The following is a 16,114-nucleotide window of genomic DNA, read 5'->3' on the forward strand; positions in this document are numbered from 1 at the left end:
TCGAAGCAAGCGGGTCCGCCGGGAAAACCGCGGGACGGCGCCCGGGGCGGCTGACTAGCGTGCGTCCCATGAGACGTGTACGCCGGGCCCGGCCCGAGGACGCCGCCGAAGTGTTGCGACTGCGCCAGGTGATGATCGACTCCCTGTCCGGCGCGGGAGGTTCCGGGTCCGCCGAGTGGCACGCGGAGTCGCTGCCGGTGCTGCGGGAACGGCTCGCCGACCAGGACGGGGACTTCGCGGCCTTCGTCGTGGAGCATCCCGGCCGGCCCGGGGCGCTGGCCGCGCTGGTGGCGGGGACGGTGGAGTACCGCATCGGCAGGGCCGGGAACCCGCGGGGGCGGGTCGGGCACGTCTTCAGTGTGGCGACCGACCCGGACGCCCGGCGGCGGGGGTACGCGCGCGCGTGCATGGAGGGGCTGCTGGACTGGTTCCGGGCGCGGGGCGCCGGGCACGTGCTGCTGAACGCCTCGCCGGAGGCCGAGCCGCTGTACTCCTCCCTCGGCTTCACGCGCGACCCCGACCCGTCGATGCGGCTGCCGCTGTGAGCCGCATAGGCTCGGAGGCATGTCGTTGCAGAGCCTGGCGCTGATCGAGAACTGGCCCGTCCCCACCGTCGCGGCGGGTGTCGTACGAGCCGACGGGACCGTCCTCGGGACGCACGGTCCCGTCGGGCACCGCTTCCCGCTGGCCTCCGTCACCAAGCCGCTGGCGGCCTACGCGGCGCTCGTCGCGTACGAGGAGGGCGCGATCGAGCTGGACGAGCCGGCCGGGCCGCCCGGGTCGACGGTCCGTCACCTCCTCGCCCACACCTCCGGGCTCGCCTTCGACGAGCACCGGGTGACGGCCCCGCCCGGGGAGCGGCGGCTGTACTCCAACGCCGGGTTCGAGCAGCTCGGGGACCACATCGCCAAGGCGACGGACATCCCGTTCGCCGAGTACCTGCGGCAGGCGGTGCTGGAGCCGCTGGGGATGACGTCGACGTCACTGGAGGGGTCACCGGCGAAGGACGGGGTGTCGACGGTCGGGGACCTGCTGCGGTTCGCGGCGGAGGTGCAGGCGCCGCGGCTGCTGGACGCGCGGACGGTGGCGGCGGCGATGACCGTGCAGTACCCGGGGACGAAGGGGGTGCTGCCGGGGTACGGCCACCAGAACCCGAACGACTGGGGGCTGGGCTTCGAGATCCGCGACGGGAAGTCCCCGCACTGGACGGGCAGTTCCTCCTCGCCTCGCACCTTCGGGCATTTCGGGCAGTCCGGTACGTTCCTGTGGGTCGATCCGGACGCCGGGCTGGCCGCGGTCGCCCTGGCGGACCGGGCGTTCGGCCCCTGGGCGGTCGAGGCGTGGCCGCCCTTCACGGACGCGGTGCTCACCGAGGTGCGCGGCTGAGCCCTGTCGTTCGGATCCTCCCGGCCTGGTTCGGGTCCTCCCGGCCCAGCGGGACTAGGCCGTCATCTCCCACAGCAGCAGCTCCGCCGGCGTCGCCGCCACCGCCTCCAGGCCCTCCGCCCCTGTGATCCTCGCCGCATCGCCGGGGCCCAGCTCCTCCCCCGCCAGCCGGACCTCGCCCCGCACCACGTGCGCGTACACGTACGCCGCGTCCGGGACGGCGGTCCGCTCGCCGGGGTGCAGGCGGCGCACGTGGAGCACCGCGCCCGCCGCCGGCACCGCGTACGGCGTGGAGTCGGCGATGCCGGGGACGAGGCCGTAGGAGGGGTCGCCGCCGGGCTCGCGCGGCGCCAGCCACATCTGCACGAAGGTCAGGGGGGCGTCCCCGTCGTTGCGCTCGACGTGCCGTACGCCCGCCGCCGCGCTGAGGTGCTGGAGGTCACCGGGCCGGACCCGCCTCTCGTGGCCCGTGGAGTCACGGTGGGTCAGCTCCCCATCCACCACCCACGTGACGATCTCGGTGTGGCTGTGCGGGTGTTCGCCGAAGCCCGCGCCGGGCGCGAGCCGCTCCTCGTTGCAGGCGATCACCGCGCCGAAGCGGAGGTTGTCCGGGTCGTAGTGCGGGCCGAAGGAGAAGGCGTGCCGGGTGTCGATCCCGCCCTCGGGATCCCCTCCGCGATAGCGCTCGCCGGCGCGCCGTACGTCCATCACGGCACCACGGTAGCCGGGCCCGGCCCACGGAACCGGACCACCCCGGCGGCGCACGGGCCCGGCCCGATAAGGCAGTCTTGTCCCCGTGCCCGAACCCGAATCCCACAACGGCGATCCCGCAGCCCACGTCGTCCATCCGCACTCCGCGACCCTGAAGCGACTGGAGAAGTCCTCCGGGAGTCTGGCCGCGCAGGCCATCGCGCGTATGGACGAGTCCCTGCCGTGGTACCGGGCGATGCCCCCGGAGAACCGTTCCTGGATCGGCCTCGTCGCCCAGGCGGGCATCGCGGCGTTCACCGAATGGTTCCGGCACCCGGACGCGCCCCAGGCGATCTCCACGGACGTCTTCGGGACCGCGCCGCGTGAGCTGACCCGGGCCATCACCCTGCGGCAGACCGTGGAGATGGTGCGGACCACCATCGAGGTGATGGAGTCCGCCATCGACGAGGTGGCGGCGCCGGGCGACGAGAGCGTGCTGCGTGAGGCGCTGCTCGTGTACGCCCGGGAGATCGCCTTCGCCACCGCCCAGGTGTACGCGCAGGCCGCCGAGGCACGCGGCGCCTGGGACGCGCGGCTGGAGTCGCTGGTCGTGAACGCGGTGCTGAGCGGGGAGGCGGACGAGGGCGCCGTCAGCCGGGCCGCCGCGCTGGGCTGGAACTCGCCCGAGCACGTGTGCGTGGTGCTCGGGACCGCGCCGGACGGGGACAGCGAGCTGACGGTGGAGGCGATCCGGCGGGCCGCCCGGCACGCCAAGCTCCAGGTGCTCACCGGGGTGCTCGGCGACCGGCTGGTCGTCGTCGCCGGTGGCAGCGCCAACCCGCTCGCCGTGGCCAAGTCGCTGATCGGGCCGTTCGCCGCCGGGCCGGTCGTCGCGGGGCCCGTCGTAGCCGACCTGCTGGCCGCGACCCGGTCCGCGCAGGCCGCCGCCGCGGGGCTGAAGGCGTGTTCCGCCTGGCAGGACGCGCCGCGTCCGGTGCTGGCGGACGACCTGCTGCCGGAGCGGGCCATCGCGGGTGACCCGAGCGCCCGTGAGCAGCTGGTGGAGGAGATCTACAGACCGCTGGAGGAGGCGGGCTCGGCACTCCTGGAAACACTGAGTGTGTACCTGGAGCAGGCGAGCAGCCTGGAAGGCGCGGCGAGGATGCTCTTCGTTCACCCGAACACCGTGCGCTACCGGCTCCGACGTGTGACTGACGTCACCGGATGGTCGCCTTCGGATGTACGATCCGCGTTCACACTACGGATCGCGCTCATCCTGGGGCGTCTGGCCGACGCCGAAACCCAGACATAGGGTTTTGTCGGAGGCCCACAAAAGCCCTTCGTGTTCTTCGTCCCTGTCCTCACGGGCGGCCGTGCCCGTCCCCAAGAGAGAGTGTGAGAGTGCTCGTACTCGTCGCTCCCGGCCAGGGCGCTCAGACGCCCGGCTTCCTGACCCCCTGGCTCGAACTGCCCGGTGCCGCCGACCGCGTCGCCGCCTGGTCGGACGCCATCGAACTGGACCTCGTGCACTACGGCACCCAGGCCGACGCCGACGCGATCCGGGACACCGCGGTGGCCCAGCCGCTGCTCGTGGCCGCCGGCCTCCTGTCCGCCGCGGCACTCGGTGACATCGGCCCCGGCGCGGTCGCCGGGCACAGCGTCGGTGAGATCACCGCCGCCGCCTTCGCCGGTGTCCTGGACGACACGGCCGCCCTCGGCCTGGTCCGCAAGCGGGGTCTGGCGATGGCCGACGCCGCCGCGGTCACCGAGACCGGCATGGCGGCGCTGCTCGGCGGCGACCCGGAGACCTCCGTCGCGCACCTGGAGAAGCTGGGCCTGACTCCGGCGAACATCAACGGCGCGGGCCAGATCGTGGCCGCCGGCACGCTGGAGCAACTGGCCGCGCTGGCCGAGGACAAGCCCGAGGGCGTGCGCAAGGTCGTCCCGCTGAAGGTGGCCGGCGCCTTCCACACCCGTCACATGGCGCCCGCGGTCGAGACGCTCGCCAAGGCCGCGGCGGCGCTGTCGCCCGCCGACCCGAAGGTCACCTACGTCTCCAACAAGGACGGCAAGGCCGTCGCGTCCGGCGCCGAGGTGCTGGAGCGGCTGGTCGGCCAGGTCGCCAACCCCGTGCGCTGGGACCTGTGCATGGAGACGTTCAAGGAGCTGGGCGTCACCGCGCTCGTCGAGGTGTGCCCGGGCGGCACCCTGACCGGCCTGGCCAAGCGGGCCCTGCCCGGCGTCGCGACGCTGGCCCTGAAGACCCCCGACGACCTCGACGCGGCCCGCGCTCTGCTCGCAGAGCACACCGGTGCCTAAGGAGCCGTACATGGCGAAGATCAAGCCCAGCAAGGGCGCCCCGTATGCGCGCATCCTCGGCGTCGGCGGCTACCGGCCGACCCGGGTGGTGCCCAACGAGGTGATCCTGGAGAAGATCGACTCGTCCGACGAGTGGATCCGCTCCCGCTCCGGCATCGAGACCCGGCACTGGGCGGGCCCGGAGGAGACCGTGGCCGCGATGGCGATCGAGGCCTCCGGGAAGGCCATCGCGGACGCCGGCATCGACGCCGAGCGGATCGGCGCGGTGGTCGTCTCGACCGTGTCGCACTTCAGCCAGACCCCGGCCGTCGCCACCGAGATCGCCGACAAGCTGGGCACGGACAAGGCCGCCGCCTTCGACATCTCGGCCGGCTGCGCGGGCTTCGGCTACGGCCTGACCCTCGCCAAGGGCATGGTGGTGGAAGGTTCCGCCGACTACGTGCTCGTGATCGGCGTGGAGCGGCTGAGCGACCTGACCGACCTGGAGGACCGGGCGACCGCGTTCCTGTTCGGTGACGGCGCCGGCGCGGTCGTGGTCGGCCCCTCGGCGGAGCCGGCGATCGGCCCGACCGTGTGGGGCTCCGAGGGCGACAAGTCCGAGACCATCAAGCAGACCGTCTCCTGGGACCGGTTCGCCGTCGGCGACGTCTCCCAGCTGCCCCTGGACAGCCAGGGCAACATCAAGTTCCCTGCGATCACGCAGGAGGGCCAGGCGGTGTTCCGCTGGGCCGTGTTCGAGATGGCGAAGGTCGCCCAGCAGGCGCTGGACGCGGCCGGAATCACCGCGGACGACCTGGACGTCTTCATCCCGCACCAGGCCAATGTGCGGATCATCGACTCGATGGTGAAGACACTGAAGCTGCCGGAGCACGTCACGGTCGCCCGTGACATCCGCACCACCGGCAACACCTCGGCCGCCTCGATCCCGCTCGCGATGGAGCGGCTTCTGGCGACCGGGGAGGCGAAGAGCGGCGACACCGCGCTCGTCATCGGATTCGGGGCGGGTCTCGTCTACGCCGCCACGGTCGTTACCCTCCCCTAGGCACTCCGTGCCGGATCATGCGATCCGGCAGGGGGACAACTGCCACAAACCGTCTGGATTATCGAAGAAGGAGCGCCTGACATGGCCGCCACTCAGGAAGAGATCGTCGCGGGTCTCGCCGAGATCGTGAACGAGATCGCCGGGATCCCCACCGAGGACGTCCAGCTGGACAAGTCCTTCACCGACGACCTGGACGTCGACTCGCTGTCCATGGTCGAGGTTGTCGTCGCCGCCGAGGAGCGCTTCGACGTGAAGATCCCGGACGAGGACGTCAAGAACCTCAAGACCGTCGGCGACGCGACCGACTACATCCTCAAGCACCAGGACTGAGCCATCGCGTAGGCCGCAGGCTGCAAGCCCCGCCACCCGGCGGTGGCGCCGTAATCCCCGCAGACGCGGGGGTAGTCCTCCCGTATCCGTTGGAGAAAGAATTCCCGTGAGCCCGACCAATCGCACCGTGGTCGTCACCGGTATCGGCGCAACCACACCGCTGGGTGGCGACGCAGCCTCGACCTGGGAGGCCCTCGTCGCCGGCACGTCCGGCGTCAGCCTGCTGGAGAAGGAATGGGCGGCTCAGCTGCCGGTCCGGATCGCCGCGCAGATCGCCGTCGAACCGGGCGAGATCATCCCCCGCCCGCAGGCCCGCAAGCTGGACCGGTCCGCGCAGTTCGCGCTGATCGCCGCTCAGGAAGCCTGGAAGGACGCCGGCTTCACCGCCAGGGCCGGTGAGGACGCGTCCGTCAACCCCGACCGTCTCGGCGCGGTCATCGCCTCCGGCATCGGCGGCGTGACGACCCTGCTGGACCAGTACGACATCCTCAAGGAGAAGGGCGTACGCCGCGTCTCCCCGCACACCGTGCCGATGCTGATGCCCAACTCCCCGGCGGCCAACGTCGGGATCGAGCTGGGTGCCCGCGCCGGTGTGCACACCCCGGTCTCGGCCTGCGCCTCGGGCGCTGAGGCCATCGGGTACGCGATCGAGATGATCCGCACCGGGCGTGCGGACGTGGTCGTGGCCGGTGGTACCGAGGCCGCCATCCACCCGCTGCCCATCGCCGCGTTCGGCAACATGATGGCGATGTCCAAGAACAACGACGACCCGCGGGGCGCCTCGCGTCCCTACGACGCCGGCCGGGACGGCTTCGTGCTCGGTGAGGGCGCCGGTGTGATCGTCCTGGAGTCCGAGGAGCACGCGAAGGCCCGCGGCGCCCGGATCTACGCCGAGGCGCTCGGACAGGGCATCTCCGCCGACGCGCACCACATCACGCAGCCGGAGCCGTCCGGCAACGGGATCGCGCACGCGCTGCAGAACCTGCTGGACAACACGGATCTGAAGCCGGCCGAGATCGTGCACGTGAACGCGCACGCCACCTCGACGCCGCAGGGTGACGTGGCCGAGATCAAGGCGCTGCGGAAGGTGTTCGGCGACGACGTCGACCACATGGCGATCTCCGCGACCAAGTCGATGACCGGTCACCTGCTGGGCGGTGCCGGTGGTGTGGAGACCGTCGCGTCGATCCTGGCGCTGGTGAACCGCACGGCCCCGCCGACCATCAACGTGGACAACCTCGACCCCGAGGTCAACGCGGACGTGGTCGTCGGTGCGGCGCGGGCCCTGCCCGAGGGCCGTATCGCCGCGCTGAACGACTCGTTCGGCTTCGGCGGGCACAACGTGGTCCTGGCGTTCCGGACGCTCTGAGCAACTGAGCAACCGAGAAACGTGGAGAAGGGCCCTCACCGGCAGGTGAGGGCCCTTCAGCCATGTCCGCCGCTTGCGCCGGCGGGCTCCGTCACGTGCGCGACGTCACACCACCTGGTGCAGCCAGCGGACCGGGGCGCCCTCGCCGGCGTAGCGGAACGGCTCCAGTTCGTCGTCCCAGGGCTTGCCCAGGAGCTTGGCGATCTCCGCCTCCAGGTCGGTCTCCCCCTGCTGGGACCGCGTCAGCGCGGCGCGCAGGCGGTCCTCGGGGATCAGGATGTCGCCGTGGATGCCGGTGACGGCGTGGAAGATGCCGAGGTCGGGGGTGCAGCTGTAGCGCTCGCCCTCGGCGGTCGCGCAGGGCTCGGCGGTGACCTCGAAGCGCAGCAGGTGCCAGCCGCGCAGCGCCGAGGCGAGTTTGGAGGCGGTGCCGGCCTGGCCCTGCCAGGAGAACTCCGAGCGCCAGGTGCCGGGCGCCGCGGGCTGCCGGATCCAGTCGAGGTTGACGCGCGTGCCGAGCACCCCGGCGACGGCCCACTCGACGTGCGGGCACAGCGCGCGCGGCGCGGAGTGCACGTACAGAACTCCACGTGTCGTCACCGGAACCTCCGGGCAGAGCGGGACATCTTGCGGACTGGCTGGGCGGCAGTGGCGCGACGGCCGCGTTGATGGCGAGGCTACCCTGCGGCGGGGCAAGGAGTGTGACGTACGGTCGGTCCCGGTGCCAGGAAACCGCCGCCATTCACCCAGGGGGACGCTTGTGCGGGGGTGCGCCGTTCCCGGGGAGCCGGGCCGGGAACCCTCGCACGTTGTCAGGGGAGGGGGATGCCTACCGTCGAACGAGGGGAACAGCAGGGATGCGGAAGCGAAGCCACCGTGTACGGGCCGTTCTCGCCGTCGTGGCGACCGTGCTGCTGGGCGCCGCCGGATGTGACGACGGGGCGGGGAGCGCGCCGGCGCCGGCGGGCACCGAGGCGGGCGCGGCCCGGCCCCCGGTGTGGGACCGCAGCCCGGACTCGATCGCCGCGGTGGGCGACTCCATCACGCGCGGCTTCGACGCGTGCACGGTGCTGTCGGACTGCCCGGAGGTGTCGTGGGCGACGGGCAGCGACGCCGCGGTGGACAGCCTGGCGGTGCGGCTGCTGGGCGTGACGGGGGCGGCGGAGCGCAGCTGGAACTACGCGGTGACGGGCGCCCGGATGGCGGACCTGCCCGGGCAGATGGAGCAGGTGGTCTCCCGCGCCCCGCAGTTGGTGACGGTGATGGTGGGGGCGAACGACGCCTGCCGGGCCTCGGCGTCGGCGATGACCCCGGTGGCCGGCTTCCGCGCGGACTTCGAGGAGGCGCTGCGCACGCTGCGTTCGGCGCTGCCGAAGACGCAGGTGTACGTGGCGAGCGTGCCGAACCTGAAGCGGCTGTGGTCGCAGGGCCGGACGAACCCGCTGGGCAAGCAGGTGTGGAAGCTGGGCATCTGCCCGTCGATGCTGGGCGACGCCGACGACCTGACCAGCGCGGCGACGCTGCGCCGGGACTCCGTGCAGCAGCGGGTGGTGGAGTACAACCGGGTGCTGAGGGAGGTCTGCGCCAAGGACCGGCGCTGCCGCTTCGACGGCGACGCGGTGTACGACTACCGCTTCGGCACGGACCAGCTCAGCCACTGGGACTGGTTCCACCCCAGCAAGGACGGCCAGGCGCGGCTGGCGGAGATCGCATACCGGAGGATCACGGCGGCACAGCCGTGACCGGCCCCGTCCGGTGAGCGGGTCGAACGGGCAGTGCGGCTTCAGCGGTGGCCGCGCTTCCTCTGCTCGCTCCGGATGATCAGTACGCTCACGATCAGTGCGGCGGACAGGATGCCCAGGAACCAGGCCGGAGGGCCGACGAAGACCGACACGACAAAGCCCAGGAAGGTGGCCAGCAGGGCCGTACTCGCCCACAGCTCGCGATCACTCATGCGTCCCCCGCGCGTGATGAGTCCTCGTCCGCCCCGGCAGCGAGCGGGGCGGGGGGAAACACCACCAGACACACGACAGCCCGTCAAGTGCCGGCGTGGCACATGCGGTCGACCGTCACCCGCAGCGGATCCGGCTTCCGACGGCACTACTAGGGTTTCCCACATGAACGAACTTTTCGGCACACTCCCCGACGGCACGGCGGTGCACCGGTGGACGCTGGAGCGCGGCGGGGTGCGGGTGCGGGTGCTGTCGTACGGCGGGATCGTGCAGTCCGTGGAGGTCCCGGACGGCGCCGGGCGGACGGTGGGCGTGGCGCTGGGCTTCCCGGACCTCGACGGTTACCTGGCGCATCCGGAGCCGTACCTGGGTGCCGTGATCGGCCGGTACGCGAACCGCATCGCGGGCGGCCGGTTCCCGCTGGACGGGCGGACGTACACGCTGGCCCGCAACAACGGCCCGAACTCGCTGCACGGCGGTGAACGCGGGTTCGACAAGCGGGTGTGGGAGGTGACGCCGGTCCCGCACGGCGTCCGCCTCGGCCGGGTCAGCCCGCACGGCGAGGAGGGCTTCCCGGGCCGGCTGGAGGTGGCGGTGACGTACACGCTCGACGCGTCGGGCGCGCTGCGGATCGCCTACGAGGCGGTCACGGACGCGCCGACGGTGGTCAACCTGACCAGTCACACGTACTGGAACCTGCGCGGTTCCGGTGACGCGGACGGGCACGAACTGCGGCTGGGCGCGTCCCGGTACACGCCGGTGGACGCGGACCTGATCCCGGCCGGCGCGCCGGCGGACGTGACGGGCTCCCGCTTCGACTTCCGCACGGCCCGCAGGACCGGCTCCGGCTACGACCACAACTTCGTCCTGGACAAGGGGGTGACCGGCGCGGCGGAGGAGGTGGCCGAGCTGTACGACCCGGCGTCCGGGCGGACCCTGACGGTGGCCACGACCGAGCCGGGCCTCCAGCTCTACACCGCCGACACGTTGTCCGGGCCGCTCGAACCCGGCGCCGGGATCGCCCTGGAGACGCAGCACTTCCCGGACTCCCCCAACCGGCCGGACTTCCCGAGCACGGTGCTGCGGCCCGGCGAGGTCTTCCGCTCCGAGACGGTGTACGGCTTCGGCGTCCGGGGCCGGTAGCCCCTCGACCCGGGGCCGTGAAGCCCCGGTCCGGGGGTCAGGTTCCCGGACCGGGGCTGCGCGGGAGACACGCGTCCCCGGGCGGGGGACTTGTCCCGGATCAGACGTTAATCGTCGTGATGACGCGGCGGTCCTCGATCGGGCGTCCGGCGGAGATCTCGTACGAACCCTTCACACTTGGCCACGTCCTCGCCGTCCCCGCCCCAGCCGCCGGTGCCGCCCGCACCATGGCGCGGGTCACGTCCGTCACGCGATACTGCGGCCGTCCACCGCACCACGCGCCCCACAGCGACGGAAGGACCCGAACTCCCTTGATGCGTCTACGTATCGGCCTCCTCGGGCTGGCCCTGCTGACCGGCCTGTCCGGGCCCGCCACCACGGCGTGCGCCGCCACCGCTCCGCCCTCCCCCACCGTCGAGGAACAGCGGCTGGACAAGGCCGTGCCGCAGGAGATCCTGCGGCGCTCCGGATTCGACGACGCGGCACCGGAGTTCGGCCGTGCCCTGCACCGGGCGCACTCCTACGCGCAGGCCCGCCGCGTCGTCGTCCGCGAGGGGTCCGCGCTGTGGCGGCGGGCCGTGGAGCGCGCGCAGGGGCGCGGGCCGGCCGGTGGTGACCTGAGCCGGGATGACGACCGTCCGCTGTACTGGGCCCGGCTGGGGATGACCCGGGAAGTGCGCACCTGGGAGCCGGACTTCGGGCTGTCCGACGGACAGCGGGACGCGCTCCTCGGGTGGCTGGAGCGGACCTCGCGCGGGCAGACCGACATCCGCTACCCGGGGAAGGGGCACCTGCGGCGCGTCCTGCTCACCGGGTTCGACCCCTTCACGCTCGACCGGGACATCCGCATCTCCAACCCCTCGGGGGCGACGGCGCTCGCGCTGGACGGCACGGTCGTCGAGACGGCGCGGGGACCGGCGCGCGTCGAGGCGGCCGTGTTCCCGGTGCGCTGGCGGGACTTCGCCGAGGGCACGGTGGAGCGGACGCTGCGGCCGTACCTGCCGCGGGTGGACCTGTTCACGACCGTGAGCCAGGGCCGGGCCGGCCGGTTCGACGTCGAGCGCACCAACGGCGCGTGGCGGGGCGGCTTCGCGGACAACGACGGCGTGGGCGTGACCGGGCCGATCCCGGTCGCGGACCCGGCGTCGCAGCCGCAGTGGACGAGCACCACCCTGCCGTACGCCGCTGTCGTGGCCGCGCGGACGGGCCGCTTCCCCGTGTACGACCACACGGAGGTGACCGAGATACCGGCCGGCGGTACCGCGCCCGTCGTACGGCCGGACGGGCCGACCCCCGGCTCCACCGCCCGTGCCGGGGCCGGCGGCGACTACCTCTCCAACGAGATCGCCTACCGGGCCACCCTGCTGCGGGACCGGCTCGGGCTGCGCGGCACGCTGCCGGGCGGGCACGTGCACACGCCCGTGCTGGAGTTCGGGGCCGGTAACACCACCGAGGTGACGGACCCGGAGTTCGTGCGCAACCGGCTGGACATCATCGCGCAGGTCCGGTCGATCGTCGCCGTGTCCGTCGGTGCGGCGGAGCGGGGACGGGGCTGAGGCCGGGACGGGGCCTGCGGCGAGCGTCTCGGTCAGGGGCTGACGTCCTGCGTCCGGGGCGCGTCGGCGCCGTCCCCGCCGCTCTCCTCGCCCAGCAGGTCGCGGGCGAGGAGCGTGGCGCCCGCGACCGCGCCCGGCATCAGGAACACCGCGACGAACGGAACCAGGAAGGCCAGGCCCAGGGGCGTGCCGAAGCCCCAGACGAGGGTCTTGCGGGAGCGGAGCAGGGTGAGCCGGGCGCGCAGGTCGACGCCCCGGCGCTGCATCGCCACGGCGGCCAGTTCCTCGGTGAGGAAGAAGCCGGTGACGAAGAAGCCGATCACGGGGACGACGGTCTGCCCGGCGAACGGCAGGAACCCGAGGGCGAAGAGCAGGAGGCCCCACAGGCCGGCCCGCACCAGCACGCGCAGGCTGTCCCGGGCGGAGATCCACAGCTCGCGCCAGAGCGGCAGCTCCGAGCGCGGGGCGGTGCCGTCGGGCGAGGCGCCGGCGTCGACCCGCTCCGAGAGGTTCTCGTAGAAGGGCTGGCCGACCAGCAGGGTGACGGCGGTGAACGTCAGCACGGCCAGCAGCAGGCCGAGGGCGAAGAGGACGGCCGTCAGGAAGCCGCGGAACAGGCCCTGCCAGGGGCTGGACCAGTCGTCCGCGAACGGGGTCGCCCAGGTGACCGCGTCCGCGCCCCACACGGCGAGCGCGACCAGCGCGGCGGCGTACAGCACGAGCGTGATCAGTCCGGGCAACAGCCCGAAGCCGTAGCTCCGTCCGTGCCGGGCCACCCATCGCTGGCCTTTCAGCAGGTACCCGAAACCCACCCCGAGATCGCGCATGGCGAGGACTCTACTGGCTGGGTGTGACGGCGCGGGCGGCCGGTGGCGGCAGGGGGCCGGCCGGGCCGGGTCTCAGGCGTCGAGCATGCGGCGCAGCAGGTCGCGCAGGGAGCGGCGCTGGTCGTCGGTGAGCGCGGCGAGCGGCTCGCGGGCGAAGTGCAGGCCCTCGCGCAGGTCCCGGGCCACCCGGCGGCCCTCCTCGGTGGCGGCGGCGACCTTGACCCGGCGGTCGGCCGGGTCGGGGCGGCGCTCCACCAGGCCGCGGGACTCGAGCCGGTCCACGATCCCGGTGACGTTCGACGGTTCGCACTTGAGCTTCTGGGCCAGCTTGCGCATGGGCAGCGGCTCCAGCGAGAGCAGGCTGAGCAGCCTGGCCTGCGGGCCGGTCAGCGTGTGCTCGCCCGCCGCCTCCTCGTAGTCCGCGTAGAAGCGGGCCACGACGTCACCGATCAGCTCGACCACTTCCATGGTCAGGGGGTCGGGGCGGTGGGTCTTCGATGGGTGGGACATGCCGTCCAGGATACCCGGTTACTTGACATCATGAAATATTCGGGCATGGTTGTTTCAGGTACTGAAGTAATTGCCGTGACACGAAAGGCTCCGTCATGATCAACCGCGAGTGGCACCTGCTCAGCCGGCCCGTCGGCTGGCCGAAGCCCGAGGACTTCGCCCTCGTCGAGGCGCCGGTCCCGACCCCGGGCGAGGGTCAGGTGCTGGTGCGGAACAAGTACCTCTCCGTCGACCCTTATATGCGCGGAAGGATGAGCGCGGCCAAGTCCTACGTCGCCCCCTTCGAGCTGGGCAAGGTCATGCAGGGCGGCGCGGTCGGCGAGGTGGTCGAGTCGCGCGCCGAGGGCCTCTCCGCCGGCGACCACGTCCTGCACTTCTCCGGCTGGCGCGAGTACGCGGCCGTGGACGCGAGGAACGCCGTGAAGGTCGACCCGGAGGCCGCCCCCCTGTCGACGTACCTCGGCGTCCTCGGCATGACCGGGCTGACCGCCTACGCCGGCCTGCTGCGCACCGCCTCCTTCAAGGAGGGCGACAGCGTGTTCGTGTCGGGCGCCGCCGGGGCCGTGGGCAGCCAGGTGGGCCAGATCGCCAGGCTCAAGGGCGCCTCGCGGGTCATCGGCTCGGCCGGGTCCGACGAGAAGGTCAAGCTGCTCCTGGAGGAGTACGGCTTCGACGCCGCCTTCAACTACAGGAACGGCCCGGTCGCCGAGCAGCTGCGCGAGGCGGCGCCCGACGGCATCGACGTCTACTTCGACAACGTCGGCGGGGACCACCTGGAGGCCGCGATCGGCTCGCTGAACCAGGGCGGCCGGATCGCCGTCTGCGGCATGATCTCGGTCTACAACAACACCGAGCCCGCGCCCGGCCCGAAGAACCTGGCCCGGCTGATCCAGACCCGCGGCCGGATCGAGGGCTTCCTGGTCGGCGACCACTACGACCTCCAGCCGCAGTTCGTCCAGGAGGTCGGCCCCTGGGTCGCCTCGGGCGCGCTGAAGTACCGGGAGACCGTGGTCGAGGGCATCGAGAACAACCTGGAGGCGTTCCTCGGGGTCCTGCGCGGCGACAACATCGGCAAGATGGTCGTCAAGCTCTAGACTTCCCGTGGTTTCCGGCATGCGGTAGCTTCTTTCCGAAATCCGTCGCGATCGTGGGCGCGAGTCGCGGCGGCCGAGGAGGAAGACAACCGCATGCCCATCACGCAGTCCGACGTCCTGTACACCGCCGTCGCCACCGCCGAGAACGGCCGCGACGGGCGGGTCGCCACGGACGACGGCCGACTCGACGTCGTCGTCAACCCGCCGAAGGAGATGGGCGGCAGCGGGTCCGGGACCAACCCGGAGCAGCTGTTCGCCGCCGGTTACAGCGCGTGCTTCCAGGGGGCGCTGGGGGTCGTCGCCCGGCAGGAGGGCGCCGACGTGTCCGGGTCCACCGTCACCGCCAGGGTCGGCATCGGCAGGAACGACGAGGGTTTCGGGATCATCGTGGAGATCTCGGCGCGCATCCCCAACGCCGACGAGGCCACCGCGCGGAAGCTGCTGGAGAAGGCCCACCAGGTCTGCCCCTACTCGAAGGCGACACGCGGGAACATCACCGTGACGCTGGCCTGACCTCCGTCGTTCCTCACATCGGCAGCCGCATCCTTGGACGTGGGGTGCGGCTGCTCTTCGCCGGGAGGCGTCCGCGCGCCTTCGGGGAGCTCCTCAGCCGGCCAGCGCCGCCTTGTGGACCTCCGCCGCGAACCTGTCGTTCTCGGGTGCCGCCCCGCCCGGGAACGCGAACCGGCGCCTCGTGTAGCCGTAGGCGATGCCCGCGTGCGGGTCCGCGAAGGCCTGGACGCCGCCGGCGCCGCTGTGGCCCAGCGCGCCCGCACCGAGGAACGGGTGCCAGGTGTCGGCGATCGCCTGGAAGCCGAGGCCGAACGACGTGTGGACGCGCATCACCAGGTCGTACCCCGTGGAGTGGATCTGGGCGAACTCCGCCAGTGTGTCGCCCTTCAGCAGCGGGCTCCTGCCGTCCACCTCGCTGATCATCGCCGCGTACATGGCCGCGAGACCGCGCGCCGAGCCGGTCCCGCCCACCGAGGCGGGTCCCCGGGCGCGGATCAGCCGCTGGTTCGGCAGGCTCTCCAGGTCGGTGGGCTCCGCGCCGTGCCGGTTGAAGGCGATCGACGCGAGGGTGTGCGGGCCGGTCGGCACGGCTTCGAGCTGCGCCCGCTGCGCGGGCGTCGGCAGCGTCGGCCGGACGGTGCGGAAGCGCGGCTCGTGCGCCTCCGGCAGACCCAGGTGGAGGTCCAGGCCGTGGGGAGCGCGGACCCGCTCCTCGTACACCTCCTGGAGCGTACGGCCCGTCGCCCGGCGGACGACCTCGCCGGTCAGCGCGCCGATGACCAGCGCGTGGTAGCCGAACGCCGTGCCCGGCCGCCAGAACGGCCGCTGGTCGGCGAGGCGTTCGGCGATCATCCGGTCGTCGGCCAGCTCGTCGGCACCGAACCCGGTGTCGGTGCCGACCAGCCCCGCGCGGTGCGCCAGCAGGTCCCGCAGTGTCAGCGCACTCTTGCCCTCGGCGGCGAACTCCGGCCAGTAGTAGGTGACTTTGCGGTCCAGCTCCAGGGTGCCGTCCTGCACGAGCAGCGCCGCCACCAGATGGGCCGCGCCCTTCGTGGCCGAGTGCAGGGCGTACAGCGAGTCACCCGTCGCCCCGGCGCCCGCCCACAGGTCCACGACCCGCCGTCCGTGGACGTACGCGCACAACTGGCCCTCGTAGTCGTCCCGTTCCCCGGCGACGAAGGCGGCGAACTCCTCGCGCACCGACTCGAAGCCCTCGGCTACCGTGCCCTGGACGGTGATCTCCTGCGTCATCCGCTCTCCTCGGCCGATCCGCTGCTCGCTGCTCCCCCTCGGCACGACGCCCTCCTCCGGCGTCGGGCGTTCCCGAGACCGGTACGGCGAGACGTGCCCGTTCGACTCAACCCCCGTGGAGGCCGGGGGGTG

18 protein-coding genes are annotated in these 16,114 nt (G+C 72.5%); 12 read left to right on the forward strand and 6 right to left on the reverse strand.

Annotated features, from left to right (window positions below):
* The first annotated feature begins 68 nt into the window (after positions 1-68).
* Both AB0947_RS08010 and AB0947_RS08015 read left to right on the forward strand, forming a co-directional pair.
* The gene (locus tag AB0947_RS08010) at positions 69-545 is read left to right on the forward strand and encodes a GNAT family N-acetyltransferase (RefSeq protein WP_366749407.1); all 477 of its coding nucleotides are present in this window, start codon (positions 69-71) and stop codon (positions 543-545) included.
* A gap of 19 nt (positions 546-564) precedes the next feature.
* Positions 565-1,386 carry a serine hydrolase domain-containing protein gene (locus AB0947_RS08015; protein ID WP_366749408.1) on the forward strand — a complete coding sequence of 274 codons (822 nt, stop codon included), beginning with the start codon at positions 565-567 and terminating at the stop codon, positions 1,384-1,386.
* Positions 1,387-1,440: 54 nt separating this feature from the next.
* On the opposite strand, the gene AB0947_RS08020 is transcribed toward AB0947_RS08015, so the two are convergent.
* Positions 1,441-2,094 carry a pirin family protein gene (locus AB0947_RS08020; protein WP_366749578.1) on the reverse strand — a complete coding sequence of 218 codons (654 nt, stop codon included), beginning with the start codon at positions 2,092-2,094 and terminating at the stop codon, positions 1,441-1,443.
* 88 nt (positions 2,095-2,182) lie between these two features.
* Here AB0947_RS08020 and AB0947_RS08025 point away from each other — a divergent pair, with 88 nt between their 5' ends.
* The 5 genes from AB0947_RS08025 (at position 2,183) to fabF (ending at position 7,136) form a co-directional block, all read left to right on the forward strand.
* Entirely contained in the window at positions 2,183-3,388 is a 1,206-nt protein-coding gene (locus AB0947_RS08025) for a helix-turn-helix domain-containing protein (protein WP_366749409.1), read from the forward strand.
* An 89-nt stretch (positions 3,389-3,477) separates the two neighbouring features.
* On the forward strand, positions 3,478-4,395 hold the full coding sequence (locus tag AB0947_RS08030; RefSeq protein WP_366749410.1) for an ACP S-malonyltransferase: 918 nt from the start codon (positions 3,478-3,480) through the stop codon (positions 4,393-4,395).
* Between the two features lie 10 nt (positions 4,396-4,405).
* A complete protein-coding gene (locus tag AB0947_RS08035) occupies positions 4,406-5,437 on the forward strand; it encodes a ketoacyl-ACP synthase III (protein ID WP_366749411.1) in 1,032 nt (343 codons plus the stop codon).
* An 81-nt stretch (positions 5,438-5,518) separates the two neighbouring features.
* Complete coding sequence (locus AB0947_RS08040) at positions 5,519-5,767, forward strand: acyl carrier protein (protein ID WP_366749412.1); 249 nt, start codon at positions 5,519-5,521, stop codon at positions 5,765-5,767.
* Between the two features lie 106 nt (positions 5,768-5,873).
* Positions 5,874-7,136 carry a beta-ketoacyl-ACP synthase II gene (fabF, locus tag AB0947_RS08045; protein ID WP_366749413.1) on the forward strand — a complete coding sequence of 421 codons (1,263 nt, stop codon included), beginning with the start codon at positions 5,874-5,876 and terminating at the stop codon, positions 7,134-7,136.
* Positions 7,137-7,241: 105 nt separating this feature from the next.
* Here the strand turns inward: fabF and AB0947_RS08050 are convergent, their stop codons facing one another.
* Complete coding sequence (locus AB0947_RS08050; RefSeq protein ID WP_366749415.1) at positions 7,242-7,736, reverse strand: DUF3145 domain-containing protein; 495 nt, start codon at positions 7,734-7,736, stop codon at positions 7,242-7,244.
* Between the two features lie 257 nt (positions 7,737-7,993).
* On the opposite strand from AB0947_RS08050, the gene AB0947_RS08055 reads away from it, so the two are divergent.
* Positions 7,994-8,878, forward strand: coding sequence for an SGNH/GDSL hydrolase family protein (locus AB0947_RS08055; protein ID WP_366749416.1), 885 nt, complete (start codon positions 7,994-7,996; stop codon positions 8,876-8,878).
* Between the two features lie 41 nt (positions 8,879-8,919).
* On the opposite strand, the gene AB0947_RS08060 is transcribed toward AB0947_RS08055, so the two are convergent.
* Positions 8,920-9,090 (reverse strand): hypothetical protein, encoded by a 171-nt coding sequence (locus tag AB0947_RS08060; RefSeq protein ID WP_366749417.1) that lies wholly within the window; start codon positions 9,088-9,090, stop codon positions 8,920-8,922.
* A gap of 163 nt (positions 9,091-9,253) precedes the next feature.
* Here AB0947_RS08060 and AB0947_RS08065 point away from each other — a divergent pair, with 163 nt between their 5' ends.
* Together AB0947_RS08065 and AB0947_RS08070 are read left to right on the forward strand one after the other, a co-directional pair.
* Positions 9,254-10,231, forward strand: coding sequence for an aldose epimerase family protein (locus AB0947_RS08065; protein WP_366749418.1), 978 nt, complete (start codon positions 9,254-9,256; stop codon positions 10,229-10,231).
* 314 nt (positions 10,232-10,545) lie between these two features.
* Positions 10,546-11,787, forward strand: a complete 1,242-nt coding sequence (locus tag AB0947_RS08070; protein ID WP_366749419.1) for a pyroglutamyl peptidase — start codon at positions 10,546-10,548, stop codon at positions 11,785-11,787.
* A 32-nt stretch (positions 11,788-11,819) separates the two neighbouring features.
* Here AB0947_RS08070 and AB0947_RS08075 read toward each other — a convergent pair whose 3' ends face one another.
* On the reverse strand, positions 11,820-12,614 hold the full coding sequence (locus AB0947_RS08075) for an EI24 domain-containing protein (RefSeq protein ID WP_366749420.1): 795 nt from the start codon (positions 12,612-12,614) through the stop codon (positions 11,820-11,822).
* A 72-nt stretch (positions 12,615-12,686) separates the two neighbouring features.
* Entirely contained in the window at positions 12,687-13,124 is a 438-nt protein-coding gene (locus tag AB0947_RS08080) for a MarR family transcriptional regulator (protein ID WP_366749421.1), read from the reverse strand.
* A gap of 95 nt (positions 13,125-13,219) precedes the next feature.
* Here AB0947_RS08080 and AB0947_RS08085 point away from each other — a divergent pair, with 95 nt between their 5' ends.
* Together AB0947_RS08085 and AB0947_RS08090 are read left to right on the forward strand one after the other, a co-directional pair.
* Positions 13,220-14,218 carry an NADP-dependent oxidoreductase gene (locus AB0947_RS08085; RefSeq protein ID WP_366749422.1) on the forward strand — a complete coding sequence of 333 codons (999 nt, stop codon included), beginning with the start codon at positions 13,220-13,222 and terminating at the stop codon, positions 14,216-14,218.
* 93 nt (positions 14,219-14,311) lie between these two features.
* Complete coding sequence (locus AB0947_RS08090; RefSeq protein WP_366749423.1) at positions 14,312-14,731, forward strand: organic hydroperoxide resistance protein; 420 nt, start codon at positions 14,312-14,314, stop codon at positions 14,729-14,731.
* A 93-nt stretch (positions 14,732-14,824) separates the two neighbouring features.
* Here AB0947_RS08090 and AB0947_RS08095 read toward each other — a convergent pair whose 3' ends face one another.
* Positions 14,825-15,982, reverse strand: a complete 1,158-nt coding sequence (locus AB0947_RS08095) for a serine hydrolase domain-containing protein (protein WP_366749424.1) — start codon at positions 15,980-15,982, stop codon at positions 14,825-14,827.
* Positions 15,983-16,114 lie beyond the last annotated feature (132 nt).

Source organism: Streptomyces sp. NPDC047841 (assembly GCF_040704085.1).
GTDB classification, from domain to species: Bacteria; Actinomycetota; Actinomycetes; order Streptomycetales; family Streptomycetaceae; genus Streptomyces; species Streptomyces argyrophylli.